At 71.4% G+C, this 24,297-nt stretch carries 24 protein-coding genes; 11 read left to right on the top strand and 13 right to left on the bottom strand.

Annotated elements, in window-relative coordinates; all coding sequences use genetic code 11:
- Positions 1 to 9: 9 nt before the first annotated feature.
- The gene (locus tag ACFYS8_RS08895) at positions 10 to 1,671 is read right to left on the bottom strand and encodes a fumarate hydratase (RefSeq protein ID WP_387637805.1); all 1,662 of its coding nucleotides are present in this window, start codon (positions 1,669 to 1,671) and stop codon (positions 10 to 12) included.
- Positions 1,672 to 1,905: 234 nt separating this feature from the next.
- On the opposite strand from ACFYS8_RS08895, the gene ACFYS8_RS08890 reads away from it, so the two are divergent.
- Positions 1,906 to 2,643: a DUF1707 domain-containing protein gene (locus ACFYS8_RS08890; RefSeq protein ID WP_387637801.1), complete on the top strand. Its 738-nt coding sequence runs from the start codon at positions 1,906 to 1,908 to the stop codon at positions 2,641 to 2,643.
- A 244-nt stretch (positions 2,644 to 2,887) separates the two neighbouring features.
- On the top strand, positions 2,888 to 3,241 hold the full coding sequence (locus ACFYS8_RS08885; protein ID WP_387638868.1) for a WhiB family transcriptional regulator: 354 nt from the start codon (positions 2,888 to 2,890) through the stop codon (positions 3,239 to 3,241).
- A 148-nt stretch (positions 3,242 to 3,389) separates the two neighbouring features.
- On the opposite strand, the gene glpX is transcribed toward ACFYS8_RS08885, so the two are convergent.
- Positions 3,390 to 4,430 carry a class II fructose-bisphosphatase gene (glpX, locus tag ACFYS8_RS08880; protein WP_387637798.1) on the bottom strand — a complete coding sequence of 347 codons (1,041 nt, stop codon included), beginning with the start codon at positions 4,428 to 4,430 and terminating at the stop codon, positions 3,390 to 3,392.
- Positions 4,431 to 4,613: 183 nt separating this feature from the next.
- Here glpX and ACFYS8_RS08875 point away from each other — a divergent pair, with 183 nt between their 5' ends.
- Positions 4,614 to 5,141, top strand: coding sequence for a DUF4245 domain-containing protein (locus ACFYS8_RS08875; protein WP_387637796.1), 528 nt, complete (start codon positions 4,614 to 4,616; stop codon positions 5,139 to 5,141).
- 70 nt (positions 5,142 to 5,211) lie between these two features.
- On the opposite strand, the gene ACFYS8_RS08870 is transcribed toward ACFYS8_RS08875, so the two are convergent.
- Entirely contained in the window at positions 5,212 to 5,805 is a 594-nt protein-coding gene (locus tag ACFYS8_RS08870) for a malonic semialdehyde reductase (RefSeq protein WP_387637794.1), read from the bottom strand.
- Positions 5,806 to 5,934: 129 nt separating this feature from the next.
- The gene (locus tag ACFYS8_RS08865; RefSeq protein WP_387637792.1) at positions 5,935 to 6,165 is read right to left on the bottom strand and encodes an exodeoxyribonuclease VII small subunit; all 231 of its coding nucleotides are present in this window, start codon (positions 6,163 to 6,165) and stop codon (positions 5,935 to 5,937) included.
- Positions 6,166 to 6,226: 61 nt separating this feature from the next.
- On the opposite strand from ACFYS8_RS08865, the gene ACFYS8_RS08860 reads away from it, so the two are divergent.
- Positions 6,227 to 6,715: a GNAT family N-acetyltransferase gene (locus tag ACFYS8_RS08860; RefSeq protein WP_387637789.1), complete on the top strand. Its 489-nt coding sequence runs from the start codon at positions 6,227 to 6,229 to the stop codon at positions 6,713 to 6,715.
- 4 nt (positions 6,716 to 6,719) lie between these two features.
- Here the strand turns inward: ACFYS8_RS08860 and xseA are convergent, their stop codons facing one another.
- Both xseA and ACFYS8_RS08850 read right to left on the bottom strand, forming a co-directional pair.
- Positions 6,720 to 7,934: an exodeoxyribonuclease VII large subunit gene (xseA, locus tag ACFYS8_RS08855; RefSeq protein ID WP_387637787.1), complete on the bottom strand. Its 1,215-nt coding sequence runs from the start codon at positions 7,932 to 7,934 to the stop codon at positions 6,720 to 6,722.
- 76 nt (positions 7,935 to 8,010) lie between these two features.
- A complete protein-coding gene (locus ACFYS8_RS08850) occupies positions 8,011 to 9,408 on the bottom strand; it encodes an APC family permease (protein WP_387637785.1) in 1,398 nt (465 codons plus the stop codon).
- 73 nt (positions 9,409 to 9,481) lie between these two features.
- Between ACFYS8_RS08850 and ACFYS8_RS08845 the strand changes: the two genes are divergently transcribed.
- The gene (locus ACFYS8_RS08845; protein WP_387637783.1) at positions 9,482 to 10,456 is read left to right on the top strand and encodes a 4-hydroxy-3-methylbut-2-enyl diphosphate reductase; all 975 of its coding nucleotides are present in this window, start codon (positions 9,482 to 9,484) and stop codon (positions 10,454 to 10,456) included.
- A 177-nt stretch (positions 10,457 to 10,633) separates the two neighbouring features.
- The gene (gene ppgK / locus ACFYS8_RS08840) at positions 10,634 to 11,380 is read left to right on the top strand and encodes a polyphosphate--glucose phosphotransferase (RefSeq protein WP_387637781.1); all 747 of its coding nucleotides are present in this window, start codon (positions 10,634 to 10,636) and stop codon (positions 11,378 to 11,380) included.
- A 29-nt stretch (positions 11,381 to 11,409) separates the two neighbouring features.
- On the opposite strand, the gene ACFYS8_RS08835 is transcribed toward ppgK, so the two are convergent.
- On the bottom strand, positions 11,410 to 11,997 hold the full coding sequence (locus ACFYS8_RS08835) for a DUF6542 domain-containing protein (protein ID WP_387637778.1): 588 nt from the start codon (positions 11,995 to 11,997) through the stop codon (positions 11,410 to 11,412).
- Between the two features lie 179 nt (positions 11,998 to 12,176).
- Between ACFYS8_RS08835 and ychF the strand changes: the two genes are divergently transcribed.
- Positions 12,177 to 13,250, top strand: coding sequence for a redox-regulated ATPase YchF (gene ychF / locus ACFYS8_RS08830; protein WP_387637775.1), 1,074 nt, complete (start codon positions 12,177 to 12,179; stop codon positions 13,248 to 13,250).
- A 63-nt stretch (positions 13,251 to 13,313) separates the two neighbouring features.
- Here the strand turns inward: ychF and ACFYS8_RS08825 are convergent, their stop codons facing one another.
- The 3 genes from ACFYS8_RS08825 to ACFYS8_RS08815 all read right to left on the bottom strand — a co-directional run bounded on the left by ACFYS8_RS08825 (position 13,314) and on the right by ACFYS8_RS08815 (position 17,662).
- The gene (locus tag ACFYS8_RS08825) at positions 13,314 to 15,194 is read right to left on the bottom strand and encodes a DNA/RNA helicase domain-containing protein (RefSeq protein WP_387637773.1); all 1,881 of its coding nucleotides are present in this window, start codon (positions 15,192 to 15,194) and stop codon (positions 13,314 to 13,316) included.
- 113 nt (positions 15,195 to 15,307) lie between these two features.
- Positions 15,308 to 17,371 carry a DNA/RNA helicase domain-containing protein gene (locus ACFYS8_RS08820; protein WP_387637770.1) on the bottom strand — a complete coding sequence of 688 codons (2,064 nt, stop codon included), beginning with the start codon at positions 17,369 to 17,371 and terminating at the stop codon, positions 15,308 to 15,310.
- A gap of 162 nt (positions 17,372 to 17,533) precedes the next feature.
- Entirely contained in the window at positions 17,534 to 17,662 is a 129-nt protein-coding gene (locus tag ACFYS8_RS08815) for a DUF6408 family protein (protein ID WP_387637767.1), read from the bottom strand.
- A 257-nt stretch (positions 17,663 to 17,919) separates the two neighbouring features.
- On the opposite strand from ACFYS8_RS08815, the gene ACFYS8_RS08810 reads away from it, so the two are divergent.
- From ACFYS8_RS08810 to ACFYS8_RS08795, 4 genes are all read left to right on the top strand, one after another.
- Positions 17,920 to 18,501 (top strand): TetR/AcrR family transcriptional regulator, encoded by a 582-nt coding sequence (locus ACFYS8_RS08810; protein ID WP_387637765.1) that lies wholly within the window; start codon positions 17,920 to 17,922, stop codon positions 18,499 to 18,501.
- Positions 18,498 to 19,841: an MFS transporter gene (locus ACFYS8_RS08805; RefSeq protein ID WP_387637762.1), complete on the top strand. Its 1,344-nt coding sequence runs from the start codon at positions 18,498 to 18,500 to the stop codon at positions 19,839 to 19,841. The genes ACFYS8_RS08810 and ACFYS8_RS08805 overlap by 4 nt, the downstream gene beginning before the upstream one ends.
- A 569-nt stretch (positions 19,842 to 20,410) precedes the next feature.
- A complete protein-coding gene (locus tag ACFYS8_RS08800; RefSeq protein ID WP_387637760.1) occupies positions 20,411 to 20,794 on the top strand; it encodes a VOC family protein in 384 nt (127 codons plus the stop codon).
- Positions 20,791 to 21,510, top strand: a complete 720-nt coding sequence (locus ACFYS8_RS08795; protein WP_387637758.1) for an alpha/beta hydrolase — start codon at positions 20,791 to 20,793, stop codon at positions 21,508 to 21,510. Before ACFYS8_RS08800 ends, ACFYS8_RS08795 begins: the two co-directional genes overlap by 4 nt.
- Positions 21,511 to 22,422: 912 nt before the next feature.
- Here ACFYS8_RS08795 and ACFYS8_RS08790 read toward each other — a convergent pair.
- The 3 genes from ACFYS8_RS08790 to ACFYS8_RS08780 form a co-directional block, all read right to left on the bottom strand.
- Entirely contained in the window at positions 22,423 to 23,082 is a 660-nt protein-coding gene (locus ACFYS8_RS08790) for an HAD-IA family hydrolase (protein WP_387637756.1), read from the bottom strand.
- A gap of 74 nt (positions 23,083 to 23,156) precedes the next feature.
- Complete coding sequence (locus tag ACFYS8_RS08785) at positions 23,157 to 23,603, bottom strand: deaminase (RefSeq protein ID WP_387637754.1); 447 nt, start codon at positions 23,601 to 23,603, stop codon at positions 23,157 to 23,159.
- A gap of 31 nt (positions 23,604 to 23,634) precedes the next feature.
- Positions 23,635 to 24,222 carry a pyridoxamine 5'-phosphate oxidase family protein gene (locus ACFYS8_RS08780; RefSeq protein ID WP_387637752.1) on the bottom strand — a complete coding sequence of 196 codons (588 nt, stop codon included), beginning with the start codon at positions 24,220 to 24,222 and terminating at the stop codon, positions 23,635 to 23,637.
- Between the last annotated feature and the right edge of the window lie 75 nt (positions 24,223 to 24,297).

The following is a 24,297-nucleotide window of genomic DNA, read 5'->3' as shown; positions in this document are numbered from 1 at the left end:
TTCAGCGGGTCACTGCGCCGAGCGCACCCGCAGGTTGGTGATCAGCGGGCCGTCCGTGACCTCGGCGAAGAAGTCGTTGCCCTTGTCGTCCACCACGATGAACGCCGGGAAGTCCTCGACCTCGATGCGCCAGACGGCTTCCATGCCGAGCTCGGGGTACTCCAGGACCTCGACCTTCTTGATGCAGTCCTGCGCGAGCCGCGCCGCCGGGCCGCCGATCGAGCCGAGGTAGAAGCCGCCGTGCTCGTTGCAGGCCTTGGTGACCTGCTTGGAGCGGTTGCCCTTGGCGAGCATGACCATCGAGCCGCCCGCGGCCTGGAACTGGTCGACGTAGGAGTCCATCCGGCCGGCCGTGGTGGGGCCGAAGGAGCCGGACGCGTAGCCCTCGGGGGTCTTGGCGGGGCCGGCGTAGTAGACCGGGTGGTCCTTCATGTACTGCGGCATGCCCTCGCCGGCGTCCAGGCGCTCCTTGATCTTGGCGTGCGCGATGTCGCGGGCGACGACCAGCGTGCCGGAGAGCGAAAGCCGGGTCTTCACGGGGTACTTGGAGAGCTGCTCGCGGATCGCGGCCATCGGCTGGTTGAGGTCGACCCGGACCACGTCGCCGTCCAGGTGGGCCTCGGTGGTCTCCGGCAGGTACTTGGCCGGCTCGGTCTCCAGCTGCTCCAGGAACACGCCCTCGGCGGTGATCTTGCCGAGCGCCTGGCGGTCGGCCGAGCAGGAGACGGCCATCGCGACGGGCAGCGAGGCACCGTGGCGGGGGAGGCGGATGACGCGGACGTCGTGGCAGAAGTACTTGCCGCCGAACTGGGCGCCGATGCCGATCTTCTGGGTGAGTTCGAAGACCTTCTGCTCCAGCTCCAGGTCGCGGAAGCCGTGGCCGGTCTTGGCGTCGCCGCCGGTCGGCAGGTTGTCCAGGTAGTGCGCGGAGGCGTACTTCGCGGTCTTCAGGGCGAATTCGGCGCTGGTGCCGCCGACCACGATCGCCAGGTGGTACGGCGGGCAGGCCGCGGTGCCGAGCGAACGGATCTTCTGCTCCAGGAAGTTGAGCATCGACGATTCGTTGAGGATCGCCTTGGTCTCCTGGTACAGGTACGACTTGTTCGCCGAGCCGCCGCCCTTGGCCATGAACAGGAACTTGTAGGCGTCCCCGTCGGTGGCGTACAGCTCGATCTGGGCCGGCAGGTTGTTGCCGGTGTTCTGCTCGTCCCACATGGTCACGGGGGCCATCTGGGAGTAGCGCAGGTTCAGCTTGGTGTACGCGTCGTACACGCCGCGGGCGATCGCCGACTCGTCCTGACCGGAGGTCAGCACGTTCTGGCCGCGCTTGCCCATCACGATCGCGGTGCCGGTGTCCTGGCACATCGGGAGGATGCCGCCGGCCGAGATGTTGACGTTCTTCAGCAGGTCCAGCGCGACGAAGCGGTCGTTCGGGCTGGCGTCCGGGTCGTCCAGGATGCGGCGCAGCTGGGCCAGGTGGGCCGGGCGCAGGTAGTGCGAGATGTCGTGCATCGCCTCGGCGGTGAGCAGCCGCAGGGCCTCCGGCTCGACCTGCAGGAAGGTGCGGCCGCCGGCCTCGAAGGTGGAGACGCCCTCGGAGGTGAGCTTGCGGTACGGGGTGGTGTCCGCACCGAGCGGGAGCAGGTCGCGGTAGGCGAACTCTGAAGCCATGGGGGAGATCCTTCAGTTCTTTCGGCGTCGTCGACGAGGCACCCTCCAGGTTAGGCGCACGGAGCACGGCCCCGGCGCTCAGGTCGGCCTGCGTGACGCGGGTCACGCGTGCGCGCCCGTGAGTGAGCCGCCCGCTCGCGCCATCCGTACGCGCCCGCCGCGCTTCCGGTCCGTGCCACGCGCATTGCGTCGAACCGGCGTTCGGGCCGGGAGTGGGCTCGCTAGGCTTGTGACGTGGACAACTCTCCCGAGCAGCAGCAGCCGCAGGGCCAGCCGCCCGCCCCGATGAAGAAGAACGAGCCCGCGCCGGCTCCCGGCACCGACCTGGCCGGCGAGCTCCGGGCCGCCGACGCCGACCGCGAGCGGGTCGCCGACCTGCTGCGGGACGCCTACGCGGAGGGCCGGCTCACCGTCGACGAGCACGCCGAACGGATCGAGGCCGCCTACAACGCCCGCACCTTCGGCGAACTGGAGCCGCTCACCCGCGATCTGCCCAGCCACCCGGGGCCGATCCGGCACAACCTGACCAAGCCGCCGCTGGACGCCCCGGCCCCCGCCCCGCAGCAGCAGCCGCCGCTGCCGCCGGCCCGGGCCGAATCGCCCACGATGCTCGCGGTGTTCGGCGGCGCCGCCCGCAAGGGCCGCTGGCGGGTGGGCTCGCACCTGAAGGCCGTGGCCGTGTTCGGCGGCGTCGAGATCGACCTGACCGACGCGGTGTTCGAGTCGCCCGAGGTGGTCATCGAGGTGATCGCGGTGTTCGGCGGCGTTGAGATCCGGGTCCCGGAGAACGTCACCCTGCAGGGCAGCGGCGCCGGCATCTTCGGCGGTTTCGACGTCCGCGAGCAGACCTCGCCGGACCCGTACGCGCCGGTGGTGCGGATCAAGGGCGCGGCGGTGTTCGGTGGCTGCGAGGCCAGGCCGAAGCGCGGCAAGAAGCTCAAGGAGTGGGTGCGCCGGCAGCTGGAGGGCTGACCTGCGGAAACCTCACGGGGCGTCAACTCACCTGGCGGCACTCGTCGTTGTTCCGAGTGCACTGGGTAGTCGATTGCGTGCGGTGTGCATGAATCCGGGGGCGGCGGGGTAGTTCCAATCGCACATCGTTCCTGTACGGCTGTGACCCCGCGGGTCGGCGACGGTGCCACGGCGAGGGAGCACGGGGCAGTCGGGCAGGAGGCGACCGATCCCCGAGCCTTGAGCCTGGTCAGGAGTCACCGTGCTGCATCCGATCGAGTCCACCGCCGCCGCCCGCCGCCCCGCGGCCCCGCCGGATCAGGACGACAGCCCCTGGCACACTTCAGCCGCCTGCCGCAGCGACGAGGCCGGGTTGTTCTTCGCTCCCTCCAAGGAGCCGACGGCCACCCGGCTCTCCCGCGAGGAGCAGGCCAAGCGGGTCTGTGCACGCTGCCCGGTGCTGCTCGAATGCCGCGAGCACGCGCTGGCCCAGCCCGAGCCGTACGGCGTCTGGGGCGGGCTGACGGCCGCCGAGCGCCGCGTGGTGCTCGCCCGCCGGCGCCGCCGGGAGGCCGAACTGCTGGACGCCAGGCGCCTGACGGGCCGGATAGCCGGCTGAGAACGGACGCGGGGCCGGCCGGGGAGGTTCTCCCCGGCGGCCCCTGAACGCCTGTTCGTCATCGCCGACCGGTCAACGCCGATCCGTCAACGGCGACCGGTCAACGCCCGTTCGCGGGCGTCTCGTTCGCGTACGCGCCGGTCCGGCCTCAGTTGGCCCGGCCGAAGTCGATCGCGCTGTAGGCCCGCAGCTTCGACAGCTTGTGGGTGGAGTCGATCTGCCGGATCGTTCCGCTCTTGGAGCGCATCACCAGCGACGAGGTGGTGGCGGTCTCCGAGCGGTAGTGGACGCCGCGCAGCAGCTCGCCGTCGGTGATGCCGGTGGCGACGAAGAACACGTTCTCGCCGCTGACCAGGTCGTCGGTGTGCAGCACCCGGTCCAGGTCGTGGCCGGCGTCCAGCGCCTTGCGCTTCTCGGCCTCGTCCTTGGGCCACAGCCGGCCCTGGATGGTGCCGCCCATGCACTTCATCGCGCAGGCCGCGATGATGCCCTCGGGGGTGCCGCCGATGCCCATCAGCAGGTCGACGCCGGTGCCCTCGCGGGCCGCCATGATCGCGCCGGCCACGTCGCCGTCGGAGATGAACTTGATCCGGGCGCCGGCCTCGCGGATCTCCCTGACCAGGCCGTCGTGGCGGGGCCGGTCGAGGACGACGACGGTGACGTCCTCGACGGCGGAGCCCTTGGCCTTGGCGACCCGGCGGATGTTGACGGCCGCGGGGGCGGTGATGTCGACGAAGTCGGCGGCCTCGGGGCCGCAGACCAGCTTGTCCATGTAGAAGACCGCGCTGGGGTCGAACATGGTGCCGCGGTCGGCGACCGCGAGGACCGCGACGGCGTTGTTCATGCCCTTGGCGGTCAGCGTGGTGCCGTCCACCGGGTCGACCGCCACGTCGCATTCGGCGCCGGTGCCGTCGCCGACCCGCTCGCCGTTGTACAGCATCGGGGCTTCGTCCTTCTCGCCCTCGCCGATGACGACGACACCGTTCATCGAGACGGTGGACACCAGGGTGCGCATCGCCTTCACGGCCGCGCCGTCGGCGCCGTTCTTGTCGCCCCGGCCGACCCAGCGGCCGGCGGCCATCGCGGCGGCCTCGGTGACCCGGACCAGTTCGAGGGCCAGGTTGCGGTCGGGGGCTTCCGGCGCGACCTCCAGGGCGCTGGGAAGGTGGTGCGGGTACTGCGTGGTCATCGTCGTTACCTCTCTGTACGCGACGACAAGTCAGCATCGGGTCACGGAGGGTCACCGGCGCTGCTGCGAGGGTTGTTGCGATCGTATCGGCAGGTGGAACGGGAGTCTGCGGCGCACTCCTCGCGCACCGTGACGGGGCGGCCCGAGCGCCGGTCTTTGGTAAGCGCCGCCTACCATGGGCGGGTGGCAGGCAACAGCAGCAAGAAGGGCCGTCAGTCGGTACGGGACATGGTCCTGTCGATGGCGGCGGTCGGCGTCGTGGTGGCGGTCGCGTACTTCAGCATCCCCAGCGCGGACGGCAAGGGCGGCGTGCACCGGGTGCCGTTCCAGGCGGAACTGTCCTCGGCGAAGCGCGCCGCGCCGTACCCGCTGCTCGGCCCGCAGCCCCTGCCGGAGGGCTGGCAGGCCACCTCGGTGAGCTACAGCCCGAGTGACAAGGGCCACGCCGTCTGGCACCTGGGCCTCAGCACCGCCTCCGGCCAGTACGCGGCGGTCGAGCAGAGCGACGGCAAGCCCGACGACGTGGTCGCCAAGAACGTGCCCGGCGGCAAGCCGGACGGCACCTCCACGGTGGCCGGCCAGGAGTGGCAGCGGGTGCAGGGCGACCACTACCGGGCGCTGACCCGCCCGGCCGGCGACAAGGGCACCACGGTGCTCACCGGCACCGCCTCGTACGAGGAGCTCGCGCAGCTCGCCGAGTCGCTGAAGTAGTCACGCGAGCACGCGGAAGGCCCCCGCCGGGGAACGGCGGGGGCCTTCGCTGTCACGGTGCCGAGCGGACTCAGACGGTGGTGACGACCTCGTCGTAGGCCAGGCGCGGGCTGCGCGGGAACCAGGCGTCCTCGCCCGGCTTGCCGATGTTGACGACGGCCAGCACCGAGTGGTCGCCGTCGCCGAAGAACTCCTTGTTGATGCCCTCGGCGTTGTAGCCGGTCATCGGGCCCGCGGCCAGGCCGGCGGCGCGCACGCCGATGATGAAGTAGGCGGCCTGCAGGGCGCCGTTCAGCGCGGCGGAGGACTCGCGGACCGGGCGCTCGCTGAAGAACATGTCCTTGGCCTGCGGGAAGTGCGGCAGCTGCGAGGGGAGCTCCTCGTGGAACTCGTTGTCGGCGGCCAGGATGGCGACCAGCGGCGCGCCGGCGGTCTTGGCCTGGTTGCCCTCGGCCATGTGCTGCACCAGGCGGGCGCGGCCCTCCTCGGAGCGGACCAGGACGATGCGCAGCGGCTGCTGGTTGAACGCGGTCGGGCCGAACTTCACCAGCTCGTAGATCGCCTGGATCTGCTCGTCGCTGACCTGCTCGTCCGAGAAGGTGTTGGCGGTGCGGGCCTCGCGGAAGAGCAGGTCCTGGGCGGCGGCGTCGAGGGCCAGGGTCATGGCGTTGTCCTACCTCAAAGCTGTGGGGCGGTTCGGGGCACGGCCGGTGCCGTACAGACCGATTCAACTTCGGTGAAAGTTAAACCATTCCCAAGATCCACTGTGATGCGCGCCACACCTCCGGCGCGGCTACTCGCCGGCGGACTCCTCGGCCGCCAGCGCCGCGTCCAACCGGGCCCGGGCACCGTCCAGCCAGCGCTGGCACACCTTCGCCAGCTGCTCGCCGCGCTCCCACAGCGCCAGCGACTCCTCGAGCGTCGTCCCCCCTGTCTCCAGCCGCCGGACCACCTCCAGCAGCTCGTCCCGCGCCTGCTCGTACCCGAGCACCTGCTCGACATCCGCACCCTGCTGATCAGCCATGCCGCCCACCCTAGGGGCTCGCCCGGACAAAGCACTTGCGCCCCCGCCTACGCTGCCGCACATGAGCACCCCACGCCCGGCCCGCCCCGAGGACGCCGCCGAACTCGTCCGCCTGCGCACGCTGATGTTCGAGTCCATGCAGGGCGAATCGCGCCCCGGCCACTGGCAGCACACCGCCCACGACCTGATGGCCCGCCGGCTCGCCGAGCCCGACCGGCGCCTGCAGGCGTACGTGATCGACGACCCGGACAACCCCGGCCGGCTCGCCAGCTGCGCCGTCGGCACCCTGGAACAGCGACTGCCCGCCCCCGGCCACCCCGACGGCCTGTTCGGCTTCGTCTTCAACATCTGCACCGACCCCGACCACCGCGGCCGGGGCCACGCCCGGGCCTGCACCGAGGCGCTGCTCGCCTGGTTCGACGAACGCCGCGCCACCCGGATCGACCTGCACGCCACCGAGGGCGGCGAGGCGCTCTACCGCAGCCTCGGCTTCCACGAGCACTCCACCGCGCTCTCCCGCCAGCGGCTGCTCACCGACCTCCCCGACTGAGCCGTCAGCCCTGTTCGGGCACCCGCACCTCGAACGCGCCGCCCGCCACCCGGGCGTGCAGCGCCTCGCCGCCGGCGACCTGCGCCGGGTCCGTCACCACCGCGCCGTCCTCGCGCTGCAGCACCGCGTACCCGCGCTCCAGGGTGGCCAGCGGCGACAGCGCCACTACCCGGGCCAGCGCGTGGCCGAGGTCGGTCTGCGCGTGGTCCAGCCGGTGCCCCAGCACCCGGCGGGCCCGCTCCACCAGCGCCGTCACCTCCGCGCCGCGCGCCGCCACCGCCTCGGTCGGTGCCGCCAGCGCCGGACGGCTGCGCACCGACGCCAGGCCCGCCGCCTCCCGGTCCACCCGGTGCACCACGTACCGCCGCGCCCGGTCCCGCAACTGCCGCACCCGGGCCAGCTCCTCGCCCACGTCCGGCACCACCCGCTTCGCCGCGTCGGTAGGCGTGGACGCCCGCAGGTCCGCGACGAAGTCCAGCAGCGGCTGGTCCGGCTCGTGCCCGATCGCGCTCACCACCGGCGTCCGGGCCGCCGCCACCGTCCGCACCAACTCCTCGTCGGAGAACGGCAGCAGGTCCTCCACGCTGCCGCCGCCGCGCGCCACCACGATCACCTCGACGTCCGGATGCGCGTCCAGCTCGCGCACCGCGGCACTCACCTGCGACACCGCCTGCGGCCCCTGCACCAGCACGTTCCGCACCTCGAACCGCACCGCCGGCCACCGCCGCCGGGCGTTCTCCAGCACGTCCCGCTCGGCCGCCGAACCCCGACCGGTCACCAGGCCCACACAGCCCGGCAGGAACGGCAACGGCTTCTTCCGGGACTCCTCGAACAGCCCCTCGGCGAACAGCTTGCGCTTCAACTGCTCCAGCCGGGCCAGCAGTTCACCCAACCCGACGAGCCGGATCTCGGACGCCCGCAACGACAGCGTGCCGCGCGCCGTGTACCACTCCGGCTTCGCCAGCACGATCACCCGCGACCCCTCCTGCACGGCATCCGCGACCTGCTCGAACACCGACCGGAAGCACGTCACGGTCAACGAGACGTCCCGATCGGGGTCGCGCAGCGTCAGGAACACCATCCCCGCCCCCGGCCGCCGCGAGAGCTGCGCGATCTGCCCCTCCACCCACACCTCGCCCAGCCGATCGACCCACCCGCCGATCAGCGCCGAGACCTTAGCCACGGGCAGGGGCGCTTCGGGACTGCTCGCATTAGCCATTCCCAGAGGCTATGCGAACAGGGCGACAGGGCGGGGGCAAGGAGCGCACGTCCGCAAGGTCGCGATCACGTGCGGGTCATTGTCCTGCGTCGCGATCTTGCGGTCGGGTGCCTCCCGCTTCGCGCCGTTCCCCGCGCCCCTGACCTCGCATCCCCGCCAGCAACACCAACAAGCCCACCGCCAGCCAGATCCCGCCAACGATCAGCGCCGTGTGCGAAGCCTCCACCAGCACCGCGACGATCACCGCGATGCCCAGCAGCGGAACGACGGCGTGGCGCAGCCAGTCGCGGGAGTGGCCGCGCACCATGTACCAGCCCACCACCGAGGCGTGCAGCAGGATGAACGCGGTGAGCGCGCCGACGTTGACCACCGAGGTGAGCCGGTCGAGTCCGTCGTCGCGGCGGGCGGCCCAGACGGCGGCCACCAGCGTGATGACGGCGGCCGTCAGCAGCGCCCGCCGCGGGGTGGACGTGCGTTCCTCGACCACGCCGAGCCGCCGGGGCAGCCGCCCCTCCCGTCCCATCGCGAACACCAGCCGCCCGGCGGCGGCCTGCCCGGCCAGCGCGGCGAATGCGGCGCCGATCGCCTTGGACGCGGCGATCAGCACGTGCAGCCAGTGCCCGACGGCGGCTTCGACGGTGTCGTAGAACGCCGACCCCTGCGCGGCCGGGTCGGCGGCCAGCTGGCTCGGTGTCATGGGTTCCAGCACCGCCGCAAGGTAGGTCTGGACGACGAACAGCAGGCCGGCCAGCGCCAGGCACCACAGCACGGCCCTGGCGACCGCCGCCGACGCGCCGACCGCTTCTTCCACGAACGAGGCGATCGCGTCGAAGCCGAGGTAGGAGAGCACGGCGACGGACACCGCCGACAGCACCGCCGTCAACGAGAACCCGCCGGTTCCCCCGAACGGGGACCCCCAGTCCCGGGCCGCCCCGTGCAGCGCGAGTTCCACCGAGGCCGCGACCACGAACACCGTCAGCACCACGATCTCCATGGCCAGCACCGCGAAGCCGACCACGGCCGCCGTCCGTACCCCGATCAGGTTGAGCGCGGTGGTGATCAGCACCGCCAGCGTGGTCCACACCCACCGGGAGACGCCCGGCACCAGCGAGTTCAGCGCGATGCCGGAGAACAGGTACGCGACCGCGGGAATCAGCAAGTAATCGAGCATCGCCATCCACCCGGCGATGAACCCCGGCCCCTCGCCCAGTCCGGCCCGCGCGTACGCGAACACCGACCCGGCCCGGGGCACCGCCCGCACCATCTCGGCGTAGGACAGGGCGGTGAACCCCATCGCCACGGTGGCCACCAAGTAGACGGCGGCCACCGCCCCGTGGCTCTTCGCGTCCAGCACGCCGAACACGCCGACCGGCGCCATCGGGGCGATGAACAGCAGGCCGTACACCATCAGATCGCGCACCCCGAGAGTGCGCCGCAGTTCCGTCGAAGCCGCCTGTGTGCTCACCCTCGCCATTCCACCGGCCGCACCCGCCCCGACAGTGGCGACTCGCGTCCGTGCGGGCGGGACTCGCCCGTACGATGGAGCCATGTCCGCCAGTGCTCAGCGCCGTGTCCTGCTCGCCGCCCCCCGTGGCTACTGCGCGGGTGTCGACCGCGCCGTGATTGCCGTGGAGAAGGCCCTGGAGCAGTACGGGGCGCCCATCTACGTCCGTAAGCAGATCGTCCACAACAAGTACGTCGTGCAGACCCTGGAGAAGCAGGGCGCGATCTTCGTCGACGAGACGGAGGAGGTGCCCGAGGGCGCGATCGTGGTGTTCTCCGCGCACGGTGTCGCCCCGTCGGTGCACGACGAGGCCGAGGCCGGCAAGCTCGCCACCATCGACGCGACCTGCCCGCTGGTCACCAAGGTGCACAAGGAGGCCCGCCGGTTCGCCGACGAGGACTACGACATCCTGCTGATCGGCCACGAGGGCCACGAGGAGGTCGTCGGCACGATGGGCGAGGCCCCGGACCGGATCCACCTGGTGGACGGTGCCGAGGACGTCGCCAACGTGAAGGTCCGCGACGAGTCCAAGCTGGTCTGGCTCTCCCAGACCACCCTCTCCGTGGACGAGACCATGGAGACCGTCGGCGCCCTCAAGGAGCGCTTCCCGCTGCTGGTCTCGCCGCCCAGCGACGACATCTGCTACGCCACCCAGAACCGCCAGGTCGCCGTCAAGCAGCTCGCCCCCGAGGCGGACCTGCTGATCGTGGTCGGCTCGAAGAACTCCTCCAACTCGGTCCGCCTGGTCGAGGTCGGCCTGGAGTACGGCGCCAAGGCCGCCCACCTGGTCGACTTCGCCGACGAGATCGACCTCGCCTGGCTGGAGGGCGTGCAGACGGTCGGCCTGACCAGTGGCGCGTCCGTGCCGGAGATCCTGGTCGACGGCGTGCTGCAGCTGCTCGCCGCCCACGGCTTCGAGGACGTGCAGATCGTCAAGACCGCCGAGGAGCACCTGATCTTCTCGCTCCCCAAGGAGCTCCGCCGCGACCTGCGCGCCGAGGCCGCCGGCAAGCTCTGACCGCCCGTCAGCCCACGTAAGCCGTCCGACGCCCGGATCCCTCTCCCGAGGGGCCCGGGCGTCGCTCGTGCGGGCGCCGACCGTCCGGGAACGGCTGCGCCCGCCCCCGCACCCCCGTACGTTGGTGCGAGAGCAGGCGGGCAGCGGAGGCCCCCGGCGGTACGGAAGGCGACGGCAGTGACGACGGTCTTCGGCGTGGACATCGGCGGCTCGGGCATCAAGGGCGCACCGGTCGACCTGGACAAGGGCGTGCTCGCGCAGGAGCGGCTCAAGGTGCTCACCCCGCACCCGTCCGGCCCGGACGCGGTGATCGACGCGGTCTGCGAGGTCGTCCGGCACTTCGGCCACCACGGGCCGGTCGGCCTGACCTTCCCCGGCGTGGTCGTCGACGGGCAGACCCGCACCGCCGCCAACGTCGACAAGAGCTGGATCGGCCTGGACGCCGCCGGCCGCTTCACCGAGGCGCTCGGCATGCCCGCCACCGTGGTCAACGACGCCGACGCGGCCGGCCTCGCCGAAGTCACCCACGGCGCCGGCCGCGGCCGCTCAGGCGTGGTCCTGCTGCTCACCTTCGGCACCGGCATCGGCAGCGCGCTGTTCTCCGACGGCGTGCTCGTCCCCAACACCGAACTCGGCCACCTCGAGATGCGCGGCAAGGACGCCGAACGGCGCGCCTCCTCCGCCGCCAAGGAACGCCACGACCTCAGCTGGCCGCAGTGGGCCGGGAGGGTCGACGAGTACCTCGACCTGGTCGAGATGCTCTTCTCCCCGCAGCTGGTGATCGTCGGCGGTGGCGTCAGCCGCAAGCACGAGAAGTTCCTGCCCCTGCTCAAGGACCGCCGTGCCGAGATCGTCCCCGCCGAGCTCCGCAACGACGCGGGCATCGTCGGCGCGGCGATGGCCGCCGCCCGCTCCCTGACCTAGCGAGTGCGGTGGCGGCGGCGCTGGGCGATCTAGCGGGTCCGGTGGCGGCGGCGCTGGGCGATGTAACGCGCGGTGACGATCGCGGCGGCCAGGCCGGTGCCGGTGAACAGCCAGCCCGCACGCAGCGCCAGTCCACCGGCCAGCGCCACCACCTGCCCGGTGACGCCGTTGGTGGCACCCGGCTGCAGCAGCACCAGCGCCGCCGCGAACGCGATCGGCCCGCAGATCGGGGCCGCCGGGAGGTCCGGGTACCGCACCCGCACGGCCAGCTGGAAGCACACCACCAGATAGCCGAGCCCGAACAGCACCCCGAGCCCCCCGAACACCAGCCGGTCCACCCCCGCGGCCACCAGCGTCCCGGCCACCGCGACCACCCCGGTGCCCACCGCCGTCAGCCGGGCGGGCCGCCCGCCGGCCCGCCTCCGGCGGGCAGTCAGCAGCCGGTGCGGCAGCCGCTGCAGCCACTGCACGGCGGGCGGCCCGGTCCGGCCGTCGGCGGCCGTCCGCAACCGGGACTCTGGGGGCCGGCTCTGCCCCGGAACGGCGGCCTCGTCGGCGCCGCGCCCCGGCGCTCGTCTTCTCGGCCCTGGCGGCTGGGTACGGATGCTCTGCTCCACCCGACCAACGTACGGTCCGATCATCGACACCCTGTGTAATGGCTTCCCGGCAATTGGTCCGTGTCCGGCCGGTGCACGCCCCACCACGCTGCTTCGGGCCCGCGCACGCCCCGTAGACTGGGGGATCGGCCCGCACCGGGCCACCTCGACGCCCTCCAAGCCACGGGACACCACTCTCCATGTCGCTCACGATCGGAATCGTCGGCCTGCCGAACGTCGGCAAGTCGACCCTGTTCAACGCCCTGACCAAGAACGACGTGCTGGCGGCCAACTACCCGTTCGCCACCATCGAGCCCAACGTGGGCGTCGTCGGCGTCCCGGACCCGCGGCTGGACAAGCTCGCCGAGATCTTCGGCTCGCAGCGCATCCTGCCCGCCACCGTCGACTTCGTGGACATCGCCGGCATCGTCCGCGGCGCCAGCGAGGGCGAGGGCCTGGGCAACAAGTTCCTCGCCAACATCCGCGAGGCCAACGCGATCTGCCAGGTCGTCCGTGCCTTCACCGACCCCGACGTGGTCCACGTCGACGGCAAGGTGTCCCCCAAGGACGACATCGACACCATCCACACCGAGCTGATCCTCGCCGACCTGCAGACCATCGAGAAGGCGCTGCCCCGGCTCCAGAAGGAAGCCCGGCTCAAGAAGGACACCGCCCCCGTCCTCGCCGCCGCCGAGGCCGCCCAGGCCGTCCTGGAAACCGGCAAGACCCTCTTCGAGGCCGGCTTCGACACCACCCTCGTCCGCGACCTGCACCTGATGACCGCGAAGCCGTTCCTCTACGTCTTCAACGTCGACGAGGACGCCCTCTCCGACGAGGACTTCAAGAACACCCAGCGCGCCCTGGTCGCCCCCGCCGAGGCCATCTTCCTCAACGCCAAGATCGAGTCCGAGCTCATCGAACTCGAGGACGACGAGGCCCTCGAACTCCTCCAGTCCATGGGCCAGGACGAGCCCGGCCTCGCCACCCTCGCCCGCGTCGGCTTCGCCACCCTCGGCCTCCAGACCTACCTCACGGCAGGCCCCAAGGAAGCCCGCGCCTGGACCATCAAGCAGGGCGCCACCGCCCCCGAGGCCGCCGGCGTCATCCACACCGACTTCCAAAAGGGCTTCATCAAGGCCGAGGTCACCTCCTTCGAAGACCTCGTCGCCACCGGCTCCATCGCCGAAGCCCGCGCCAAGGGCAAGGCCCGCATCGAAGGCAAGGACTACGTCATGCAGGACGGCGACGTGGTGGAGTTCCGCTTCAACGTCTGACGCCTGACCGACACCGAACAGGGCCGGCCCTGCATGGGTCGGCCCCGTCGGTGTTCGTTCAGGTCAGACGACCGCGAGCGCGGCGAGCCGGCTGGTGAGTTCGCGCAGCTTCTCGCGGGTTTCGGCGTCGGTCGAGTACACCACGGTGCCGATCATTCCTCGTGTCAGCAGGACCTTGTAGGTGTTGCGGATCAGCCGGTCCACATCCGCGTCCGGTGTCGTGGACTTGAAGACCGGATCCTTGGACGCTGTCCGGTCGGTGACCCAACGGTCGCCGCGCCAGATCAGATCGGGGCCGAGTACAACGCCGCTCCAGTCGTACTCGAATCCCTGGGCCGTGTAGACACAGCCGACCTGGCCGAACCCCGCTGGATCGGTCGCCCAGAGAGCCGCGGGCGGGGCGCCGGCGACCGACCGCTCGCCGAAGACGTTCCAGGGCCGTTCCCAGTCGCCGATGACGACATCCGCGGGCAGCGCCTGCCCGACCGGCACCTTCTTCGTCCACTTCCAGCAGTAGCCCGCCGACATCCGCGCGCTGTGGCCCTGTGCGCGCTGCGCCTCCAGGATGGCCTCCATCTCCTGCGGGGTGGAGGCGTGGACGAGTTGCATCCTGCCGTCCGGCTCCCAGACCTCGGGCCCGCCGGGCTCAAGGCCCAACAGCCGTACCACCCAGCGGAGGTAGGCATCGCTTCCGCCGCAGCGGAACTGGCTGTCGAGCGGGACCACCCGGCAGTCGAGCCCCTTCGCGGCCGCGGCGGCCTGGATCTCGGCGACCGTGCCCATCTCGCCGGGGCGGACCACCTGGTGCTCGTCCAGCAGGAACACCGGCACTCGGGCGGCGTCGATGAGCTCCTCGATCTGGGCCTTGCCCGACCGGTTGGCCGCAGGCGTGTAGCGATTGGCCGACGTCTGTCGCATGCGATGGGCCTCGTCGCAGAGCAGGACGTCCAGGCCATTGCGTTCGGCGGTCATGAAGCTGTTGAAGTACTTGAAGAGGTCGCGCACTTCGCGTTTCCGCGTGCCGGCGACCTTTCGCATGGTGGTGGTGAAGGAGTTGGAGCCGGTGGCGTGCAGCGCGGTGATGCCCTGCCGGTAGCACTCGCCGAGGAGTGACAGCGCGATGACGCTCTTGCCGGTGCCCGGCCCGCCGGTGACAACCACGACCTCCTTGTGATCAGCCTGTCGGGCACGGCGGATCGCGTTGAGCACCGTTCGGTACGCCACCTTCTGTTCGTCCAGCAGCACGAACTGCTCGCGCTCACGAACTTCCGTCGCGGCCACTGCCATCAGCTGCTTGGACGGTCCGATCTTTCCGGCGAGAAGTTCGTCCGCTGCTGCGGCACCGGAGGCGGGCCCGAATCTGGCGCGCAGGAAGTCCATGAACTCGCCGCGTTGGGCGAGGGTGAAGAGCATGCCGAACCGGTCCTGGTCGGCTTCGCGGAGGCCACCGGCCCCGGGTTCGGTGGCATTGTGCAGGTACGCGACCCCGTGGAGGCGATTCGGGTGCTCCGCCAGCACCGAGTTGAAGGAGACCAGGTACTCGCAGTAGCCGCGGACCTGATCGACGGGGTGCAGTACCGGTCGGGTGTAGCCGCCGACCCAGCAGAGCGAGGGATCCTCGTCGTCCGGTTCGGCACCGCGCCACTGCTTGAGTTCCACGACCACGTACGAGGGCAGGCCGGTCTCGGGGTGGACTCCGGCGAGAACGGCATCTGCCCGCTTGCTGTTCAACGGGAGCCCGTACTCCAGGAGCACCTCCACCTGGCCGAGGCCGGCATCGTTGAGCACGCCGACGAGCATCGGGATGCTCCGCTCCCACGACTGGTACTCGGAAAGGCTGGGCCGGTGGCCGTGTGTGCGAACGAACTGATCCGTGAGGCGAAGGAACAGGCCACCGGACAGACACTCGGCAGCAACCGTGGCAGCGGAGTCGCGGAACAGCAAGAAAGGCCCCCCAGGCAGCACGCAGGAACTCGTGCGGGTGGGGGCATGTCCTTCATGGCTCCACCAGGAGTGGAGCGGAAGCCCGGCGGGCCGCAGCTACGACGGGAGCAAGATTACCGTTGGTGGTTGCGGTAGGCAGGCGGTAGTTGCGCTCCTTCGGGGGTGAGCGGCTGAGTCCGGGAGCCCTTGATGTTCTGCCTTCCGATGGTGCCTGGGATGAGCGTGCGCAGGGCGTTCTGGGTCTCCGGGTCGACCGCGTAGACGATGGTGCCGGCGACGCCGCGAGTGAGGAGTACGTGGTAGGCGTTGCGGATGCACCGGTCCACGACTCGGTCCTCGATCCCGCTGTGGAAAGCAGGGTCACGGGAAGCACTCCGATTGACGACGAACTTTCCGTCACGGAACAGCAGATCGGGCCCGATGATGACGCCGTTCCAGTCGTATTCGAAGGTCTGGGCCGTGTAGACACAGCCGAGTTGACCGATGCCTCGGGGGTCGGTCGACCACAGGTACGACGGCGGCGCATCCGGTACGTGGTGTGTGGGCTTCACGTTCCACGGTCGGTGCCAATCCCCGATGCGCACATCTGCGACGAGCTGGTTCTGCTTCGGGTTGCTCCACTTCCAGCAGAAGCCCGCGGTGATGCGGGACGTGAATCCTTGCTGGCCGCACGTATTGATGAGCTCCTCCAGGTTGTCCGGGGAGTCCGCCACCATCAGCGTCATCCGACCGTCCGAGTGCCAGACCGTCGGATCGGACGAGGTGCCCAGCCCCAGAAGCTGTTGGACCCAGCTCTGGTACTGCTTACTGCCACCCGCGCGGAACGTCCCTTCGAGGTCGTTCACCTGGACCTGGTGGCCGAGGCTCTCGGCGAGTTCCTTGAGGTAGTCGGCCGTGCCGACCTCGTCGGGCCGGATCGACTGGTGGTCGTCCAGCAGGAAGACCGGAACCCGTGCCACGTTGAGCAGTTCGGTCGCCTGTGGCCGGTCGTCGTCGCGGAGTTCCCTCGGAGTGTTGCGATGGGTTGAACTGCGGCGCATTCGATGTGCTTCGTCGCAGATCAGGATGCCGATGCTGTCGGGCGCGCTTCCGGTGAAGCTGTTGAAGTACTGGTAGAGCCTCTTGGCCGACTTCTTCTTGTCCGATGTCCGGCCCTGTCGTGCTGCGCCGATCATGATCTCGCGAAGTGTCTCGGTGTACGCGCGGGATCCGCTCGCCAGTACCGCCTCGTGATTGTCGTTGCCGAGCAACCGCTGCAATTCGAGGGCCACGGCACTCTTTCCGCTGCCCGGACCGCCCCGCAGGATGAAGACGCGCTTGCGTTCCCGATCGCTGCCGACAGGTTCGGGGACGGCGTCGGGATCGCCGAACAGGCCCACATCGAGTGCACCGTGCGGGTCGGCCCGCTTCAGGCGCCGGACGATCAGGTCGGTTGCGAGTTGCTGTTCGTCGAGAAGTATCAGACCGCCTCCCGCCACCGACCGCTGGCGCGCCAGGTCAGTCACCTTGAGCAGCGGACGGAGCCGAGACTTTCCCAGGGCCTCTGCAGCACGGAGTCCGGAAGCGGGAGAGAACCTCGATGTGAGAACGCGGCGAAACCGGTGCAGGTCGTCCAGGGTGTAGAGCGCTCCGTAACGACTCTCGGGCAGGTCGAACAGCGCCTCGACGTCCGTGTCTCGCGCATTGTGCAGGAACGCGGCCCCCATCAGGCTGTCCTCGTTCTCCCGGAGGTGGGAGATGTAGCGCACCATGTACTCGCAATAGCACTGGATCTGACGTACCGGGTGAAGCTTGTTCCTGCCGTCACCGAACCCGAGGTCCACGGCGATCGGACAGCCGGGGTCGACGACGGCGTGCCGGGCCTGCTTCAACTCGACCGCGAGATAGGAGTCTGCGCCGGTGCCCGGGTGCTGACCGCACAGCACCAGGTCGACCGCCGAATTGGTGTGCGGCAGAGCCACTTCGATCTGCACGACGACTTCGCCCAGACCGCAGTCCAACAGGGCCTTGACCACGACGGGAATGCTGTTGTTCCAGGCGTTGATGTCACCGGTTCCCGCCTGGCGCCCGTGGAACTCGGCGTGTAGGTCGATCAGCCGCTCGGTGAGTGGGAGCCGCGCCGAATCCGTGGGTTCAACGAGTCGACCGAGTTCGGCCGCCGAAAGCTGTAGAAGCACAAAGATCCCCAGGCACGAGACAACTCGTGCGGGTGGGGGCATGTCCTTCGTGACTCCACCGGGGCGGAGCGGAAGCCCGGCGGGCCGCAATGACGATTCGAAGACTAACCTGTGCGCGGATCGCACAAGGGCGGGCCCCGAAGGACCCGCCCGGCGCTCGGCTCAGCCGAGACGATGCACCACGATCAGCACCAGCGTCCACAGCAGGTTCGAGCCGATGCTCGCCGCGATGCCCACCAGGACGTCACGGATCCAGCTGTGGTGCTTGCGGGTGTACTCGACGATTGCCACGGGGAGCGTCCCTTCGGTGGGCCGATGGCGGATGCCGGATGGCTCCCACCGGGAACGCACCGAGTGCATGCCGTCGGACCGAAGGTCGATTCCTCCGAGGTCGCGCGTCGCGTCCACCCCTGGAGGTGGCGCAGTGCGAGCTGAACGCTAGCCCATATCGAGGTTCGTACGACAGCGACTTGTTCTTCGGCAGCGCCGTGTCCGATCACTCGGGCAGGACGTAGACAGTGTCTACGCGATGTTGGTAGACAGTGTCTATGGATGAGGAGCAGACGTCCCTGCGTGAGCGCCTGGTGGATGCCGGGGTGGAGTTGGTGCTGGCGGAGGGGTCGGGGGCGGTGGGGTTGCGGGAGATTGCGCGGCGGGCGGGGGTGTCGCACGGGGCGCCGCGGCGGTATTTCGCTACGCATCGGGAGTTGTTGTCGGCGGTGGCGCGGCGGGGGTTCGAGGAGTTGGGGCGGCGGTTCGCGGGGGTGCGGGCGGAGGGGGCCAGGGGGCAGTTGGAGGGGGTGGCTCGGGAGTACTTGGCGTTCGCGGCGGAGCGGCGCGGGATGTTCGAGCTGATGTTCCGTCATGACCTGCTGAGCAGTGACGGGCGGGAGCCGGAGGGGCCGAGGCTGCGGGAGTCGACGGGGCCGCTGTTCGGGGGGATGGCCGGGCTGGTGGCGGAGTGCACGGGAGACGGGGAGCGGGCGCCGGTGGCGGCGGCGGCGTTGTGGGCGAACCTGCACGGGCTGGCGCAGTTGCAGGGGTGGGGGAGCGTCGAGTTGATGCTGGGGGCGGGGCGGGAGGACGCGCTGCTGGAGGCGGTTCTGGTGGCGCACCTGGGTGAGCGGTGAGCCGGTTCGCGTTGCCGGTGAGCGTCGCGGCCGCGATGCTGGTGGCCCTGGACGGCACCGTGCTGCTGATCGCCCAGCCGAGCATGCGGCGCGAACTCGGGGCGGGTGCGGCCGAGTTGCAGTGGACCAGCACCGGCTACCTGGTCGCGGTCGCCGCCCTGCTGGTGGTGGCCGGCCGGCTCGGCGACCGGTACGGGCACCGGGGGACGTTGCTGGCGGGGGTGCTGGGGTTCGGCGCGGCCTCGGCCGGGATCGCGGTCGCCCCCGACGTCGGCTGGGTGATCGGGTTACGGGTCGCCCAGGGCGCGTTCGGGGCGCTGCTGCAGCCGGGAACGCTCGCGCTGCTGCGGCTGTACTGCCCGCCGGAGCGGCTCGGTCGGGCGATCGCGGTGCGGACGGGCGCGATCGCGGTCGCCGCCGGCGCGGGCCCGCTGCTCGGCGGCGCGCTGGTGGCGCAGTTCGGCTGGCGGGCGGTGTTCTGGATCAACGTGCCGGTCGCCGTCCTGATCGCGGCGATGACGCTCGCACTGCGGCCACCCGAGGTCGAACGGGGCCGCCAGCGGCTCGACCTGGCGGGCGCTGCGCTGCTCGCCGCCGCGCTCGCCGTACTGGTGCACGCCCTCGCCGGGATTCCCGACCGGGGTTGGCGCGACGCCGGCATCGTCGTCGAACTGGCCGTTGCCGCCGGTCTGTTGGTGGCGTTGGTCGGCCACGAGCGGCGCGCCGTCGAGCCGGTGGTGCCGCGTCCGGTGGCCCGGTCGCGGCCGGTGATCGGCTCGCTGGCGTTGCTCCTGACGTCCTCCGCCGGGCTGTTCGGCACCCTGTTCAGCACCACGTTCCGGCTCCAGGACACGTTGCGCCTCGGCCCGCTGGACACCGCGCTGCGCATGCTGCCACTGACCGCGCTGATGGTGCTGGGCGCCCCGGCCGCCGCGCGGGCGCTGCGCCGGTACGGTCCGCGCCGCACCGCGTTCGGCGGAACGCTGCTGCTGGTGACGGGAATTGCCGCACTCGCCGGCCCGGGCGGCGGCGGGGCGGCGCCCGTCGCGACGGCGGTGGCCTCGGCGCTGCTGGGAGCGGGGTTCGCCGGGGTGATGGTGACGGCTACCGGCAGCGTGGTCGGCGACGCCCCGCCGGGGTACGCGGGCGCGGTCGGCGGGCTGAAGCAGACCGCGATGAACGTCGGCCCCACCCTGGGCATCGCCACCGCCTCCGGTGCCGGCCCGCACGGCGCCCTGCCGACCCTGGCGCTGCTGGCCGCCGTCGGACTGCTCCCGGCCGCGACGCTGCCTGCCGCACGGCACCGGCCGGGCGAGGGAGTTGCTGCCGCGGGTGGGTGACGCGCCGGGGGTGATGCGGCAGTGCGGTAGGTGCCGGGTCGCGGGGCTCGGTGAGGTCGGCTGCCCTTGGCGTGCTTGCGGTGATTGGGGAGTCGTTGCTCGGGCGGGTGAGGTGTCGGGCTGGTGGTGGAGGTGCTGGCGGCAGTGCGGCAGGTCGTCGCCCGGGTATCCGCCCGGCCCGGTTGTGGTGCCGCACTCGCAGTGTCGGGAGTTGCTGTCGTGGGTGGGGGACGCGTCGGGTGGCAGGTGTCAGGTCGTTGCCTGGGGCCTCCGTCCAGCCTGGTCGCTACGCCGCACTCGCAGTGTTGGGAGTTGAGGTCCCCCGCGGTGACGTGTCGGGGTGGTGGCAATGCGGCAATTGTCGGGTTCGGCGGTGCAGGCTGCCTGCGGTCTCTCTCCCGCCCGCCTGCTGTGCCGCAGGTGCCGCGCTGGGGACTTGCTGCCCCTGGGGAGGTGGCAGGCAGGGCATCCGCCGCTTGCGGTGGGGCCGGCCGTCCGTTGCCGCGCCGGTCGTGCGACGCCTGTCGTGTCGGGAAGTCGCTGTCGGTGGCGCGTGACACGCTTGGCCCGTGACAGAAGAGCAGATGGCAGAGCGCCGGGCGGTCGGGGCGCTGAGTTCGACGGTGCTGGACTGCCCGGACCCGGAGCGACTGGCGGCGTTCTACCGCCTGTTGACGGGCTGGGAGGTGACGTACCGCAGCGAGGCGTACGTGTTCATCGGGGACGGTCCGGTGCGTATCGGCTTTCAGCGGGTCGGCGAGTTCCGGCCTCCGGCCTGGCCGTCCGACGGGGCCCGCGCTCATCTCGACTTCACCGTGCCCGAGTTGGCGTCGGCGGTGGCCGAACTGCTGGCGGCGGGCGCGACGAAGCCGGAGCACCAGGCGGGCGGCGACCACTGGGTGACGCTGCTCGACCCGGACGGGCACCCGTTCTGCCTGGCGATCCCCGAATGACGACGGCCGGTGCGGCCGTACTGGAGGCGGACGGCGAGCGTCTGGCCTGCACGGTGGTCGAACCCGTCGGGCCGGCCCGGCCCGGTACGGCGCTGCTGATGCACGGTGCGGGGAACAGCGGGAGACACCGATGCCTGCCGTTGGCGCGGGAGTTGGCGGCTGCGGGCTGCCGCTCGGTGGTGTTCGACTTCGCCGGGCACGGCGAGAGCACCGGCGAGCTCGGGAAGCTCTCGCTGGCCCGCCGCGCGCGTCAGGCCCGTGCGGTGCTGGAGCGCCACGCGCCGGACGGGCCGCTGCTGCTGGTCGGGTTCTCGATGAGCGGCCAGACCGTCGCCGACCTGCTGGGTGAGCCCGACATCGGCGACCGGGTGCGGGCGATCGCCCTCGGGGCCCCGGCCGCGTACGCCCGCGACGTGCGGGAACTCCCGTTCGCTGCACCGGAGTTCACGGCCACCTTGCGCAACCCGGGCAGTTGGCGCAGCAGCACGGCGTTCGAGACCTTCGCGGCGTTCGACGGCCGGGCGGTGCTGGTACTGCCCGAGACGGACGAGGTGATCCCGGCCGAGGTAACGAACGCTCTGGACGCCGCCCTGCGCACCCGTGCCGCGTACACCCGCCTCGTCCTGCCGGGCGCCGATCACATGCTCGGCACCTGGCTGAGCGGCCACCCGGAGCACCGCGTCCAGGTAGCTGCCGCGCTTCTCGGCGACGCCTGAACGGCTGTTGGGGCAGTTGCACGGCCGATCCCGCTGCCGGTCGGGTCGGCACAGACCTGGGCGGTTTGGAGCGTCGCGCCCAAGTGGCTGCCGGGCTTCTCGCCGGGGCCTGATCGGCTGTTGGGGCAGCCGCACGGCCAGTCCGCCGCTGGCTGGGTCGGCACCTGGCTGAGCGGCCACCCGGAGCACCGCGCCCAGGTAGCTGCCGCGCTTCTCGGCGACGCCTGAACGGCTGTTGGGGCAGTTGCACGGCCGGTTTGCAGACGCCTGAACCCATCAGGGCAGCCGCACGGCCAGTCCGCCGCCGGTCGGGTCGGCACAGACCTGGGCGGTCCGGAGCGTCGTGCCAGGTGCCTGAACGGCCGTCGGGGCAGCCGCACGGCCGATCCCGCCGCCGACCGGGTCGGCACAGACCTGGGCGCCCACCGGAGCGCCGCGCCCAGGTGGCCACCGCGTCTCTCACCGATGCCTGAACGGCCGTCGCGCCCAGCCGCATGGCTGGCCCGCCCCGCCGACGCCTGAACGGCCGTCGCGCCCAGCCGCATGGCTGGCCCGCCCCGCCGACGCCTGAACGGCCGTCGCGCCCAGCCGCACGGCTGGCCCGCCCCGCCGACGCCTGAACAGTCGCAGGAGGGGGCATAGTCGGCCCGCCGCTGCCTGGTTGGGCGTCAGGGAGGCCGTACTGCCAGCGGACCGCCGCCTGAACGGCCGCCAGGGAGGTCGCACGGTCAGCCCGTCGACCACACGCTCGGCACCTGGCTGAGCGGCCACCCGGAGTGCCGCATCCAAGTGGTTGCCGCGTTCCTCGCCGACGCCCGAGCATCCGCCGGAGCAGCCCCGCGACAGTCCGCCGACGCCTGAACGCCCGCCCGGGAGGCCGCACGAGCAGCCCGCCCAGCGCCCGAGTGCCCGTCAGGGCAGTCGTACGACCAGTCCGCCGCCGTTCGGGTCGGCGGTGATGGTGACGCCGGTGAGGTCGTCCACCCAGTGATCAGGCCGGTGGGCGGCGGCGCGTGGGCCGATGCCGAGGACTGGCATGCCGGCGGCGCGGGCGGCGGTGATGCCGGCTTCGGAGTCCTCGAGGACCAGGCATTCGGCGGGGGCGACGCCGAGTTCGGCGGCGGCCTTCAGGAAGCCCTCGGGGTCGGGCTTGCTGGCGCCGACGTGTTCGGCGGTGATCATCAGCGGGGGCAGCGGGACGTCGGCGGCGGCCATCCGGACTCGGGCGAGGCGGTCGTCGGCGGAGGTGACCAGGGCGTGCGGCAGTCCGGCCAGTGACTCCAACAGGCGTCGGGCGCCGGGGACTTCGACCACGCCGTCGGTGTCGGCGGTCTCCTCGGCGAGCATCTGCCGGTTCTCGGCGAGGTTCTGTTCCATCGGGCGGTCGGGCAGCAGCAGGGCCATGGTCAGGTGGCCCTGCCGGCCGTGGACGGTGCGCATCGCCTCGTCCGCGTCGAGGCCGTTCCGTTCGGCCCAGCGGCGCCAGCAGCGTTCGACCACGGCGTCGGAGTTGACCAGGGTGCCGTCCATGTCGAGCAGGACGGCCCGGACCGGCGGGGTGAGGACGGGCATCGGGGCTCCTCGGGGGCCTCGGACGAGTGTTTGTTCCACAATCGTACAAAACCGGGGCCGAGGGCCGTCCGGGCTCACCCCAGCAGGTGCGCGTTGACCGCCCGGGCCTCCGCGGCCAGCTCCGGCAGCTCCACCACCTCGACGCCCGCCGCGGTGAGCAGCGCGCCGCCCCGGCCCTCGGTGACGAACAGCGCGGGCTCCAGCCAGGCCACCACTACCCGCGGCACCCCGGCCGCGACGATCAACTCGGCGCACGGGTGCGGCCGGGAGGCGCGCTGCCCGCACGGCTCCAAGGTGCTGTAGACGGTGGCGGTGCGCAGCCGCGGATCGCCGGGCGCGAGCTTGCCGAGTGCGGCCTCCTCGGCGTGGTTCACCGCGTCGACCTCCCGGCTGAAGCCTTCGGCCAGCACCTCGCCGTCCGCACCGACGATCACCGCGCCCACCGAGAACGCCGTCCGGGACGGCGGGCAGCGCCGGGACAGTTCGATCGCGTGGCGCAGCCACTCCTGGTCGGTGGTCATGGGGGGCTCCTTCGGTACGGGACGGCGCCCCTCACCGTACGGGCCGCGGCGGCAGCGGGAGCGGCAGGGAGGGCAGGCCGTCGATGCTGACGGCGACGTGGTCCTTGCCCTCGCAGTAGGCGCTGAAGTTCTCCTCGCCCTTGCGGGTGAAGAACTGCTCGTGCAGGCCCCGTTCGGAGCGGTAGTCCATGAACGGGACGGCGTACCCGCAGGAGTCGCTCACCCTTTCCGCGCGCACCAGGACGATCGCGCGCAGTCCGACGCCGTCCGCGGACGGGTCGAAGTGCCCGAGCAGTTCGGCGAACCGCGGGTCGTCGCGGAACACCGGCTCGCCCCGGCCGTGCACCCGCAGCACCGTCGGCGGGCCCTCGAAGGCGGTCCACATCAGGGTGATCCGGCCGTTCTCCCGCAGGTGGGCGATGGTCTCGGCGTGCGAACCGCCGAAGTCCAGGTAGGCGACGGTGAGTTCGTCGAGGACGGCGAGGGTGCCGGCCCGGCCCTTGGGGGAGAGGTTGACGTGTCCGTCGCCGGAGAGCGGGGCGGTGGCCACGAAGAACACGGGCTGCCTGTCGATGAACGCGCGCAGCCGGTCGTCGATGCGTTCGTAGGTCTTTCCCATACCCGCGATTCTGCGCCCGGCCGAGCCCGGCGGGCGAGGGGAATTCGAGAGCGTCCCACAGTGCGAGACATGAAT

It is taken from the genome of Kitasatospora sp. NPDC004615, assembly GCF_042873545.1.
Lineage (GTDB): Bacteria > Actinomycetota > Actinomycetes > Streptomycetales > Streptomycetaceae > Kitasatospora.
The sequence above is the reverse complement of the archived record's forward strand: the minus strand, read 5'-3'. Positions and strand labels throughout refer to the sequence as shown.

Bases quoted from the DNA above. Each gene is read 5' to 3' on its own strand.
- ACFYS8_RS08895 (WP_387637805.1), bottom strand. From the start codon at position 1,671: ATGGCTTCAGAGTTCGCCTACCGCGACCTGCTCCCGCTCGGTGCGGAC.
- glpX (WP_387637798.1), bottom strand. From the start codon at position 4,430: ATGACCACGCAGTACCCGCACCACCTTCCCAGCGCCCTGGAGGTCGCG.
- ACFYS8_RS08870 (WP_387637794.1), bottom strand. From the start codon at position 5,805: ATGACCCTGGCCCTCGACGCCGCCGCCCAGGACCTGCTCTTCCGCGAG.
- ACFYS8_RS08865 (WP_387637792.1), bottom strand. From the start codon at position 6,165: ATGGCTGATCAGCAGGGTGCGGATGTCGAGCAGGTGCTCGGGTACGAG.
- ACFYS8_RS08860 (WP_387637789.1), top strand. From the start codon at position 6,227: ATGAGCACCCCACGCCCGGCCCGCCCCGAGGACGCCGCCGAACTCGTC.
- xseA (WP_387637787.1), bottom strand. From the start codon at position 7,934: ATGGCTAATGCGAGCAGTCCCGAAGCGCCCCTGCCCGTGGCTAAGGTC.
- ACFYS8_RS08850 (WP_387637785.1), bottom strand. From the start codon at position 9,408: ATGGCGAGGGTGAGCACACAGGCGGCTTCGACGGAACTGCGGCGCACT.
- ACFYS8_RS08845 (WP_387637783.1), top strand. From the start codon at position 9,482: ATGTCCGCCAGTGCTCAGCGCCGTGTCCTGCTCGCCGCCCCCCGTGGC.
- ychF (WP_387637775.1), top strand. From the start codon at position 12,177: ATGTCGCTCACGATCGGAATCGTCGGCCTGCCGAACGTCGGCAAGTCG.
- ACFYS8_RS08810 (WP_387637765.1), top strand. From the start codon at position 17,920: ATGGATGAGGAGCAGACGTCCCTGCGTGAGCGCCTGGTGGATGCCGGG.
- ACFYS8_RS08795 (WP_387637758.1), top strand. From the start codon at position 20,791: ATGACGACGGCCGGTGCGGCCGTACTGGAGGCGGACGGCGAGCGTCTG.
- ACFYS8_RS08790 (WP_387637756.1), bottom strand. From the start codon at position 23,082: ATGCCCGTCCTCACCCCGCCGGTCCGGGCCGTCCTGCTCGACATGGAC.
- ACFYS8_RS08785 (WP_387637754.1), bottom strand. From the start codon at position 23,603: ATGACCACCGACCAGGAGTGGCTGCGCCACGCGATCGAACTGTCCCGG.
- ACFYS8_RS08780 (WP_387637752.1), bottom strand. From the start codon at position 24,222: ATGGGAAAGACCTACGAACGCATCGACGACCGGCTGCGCGCGTTCATC.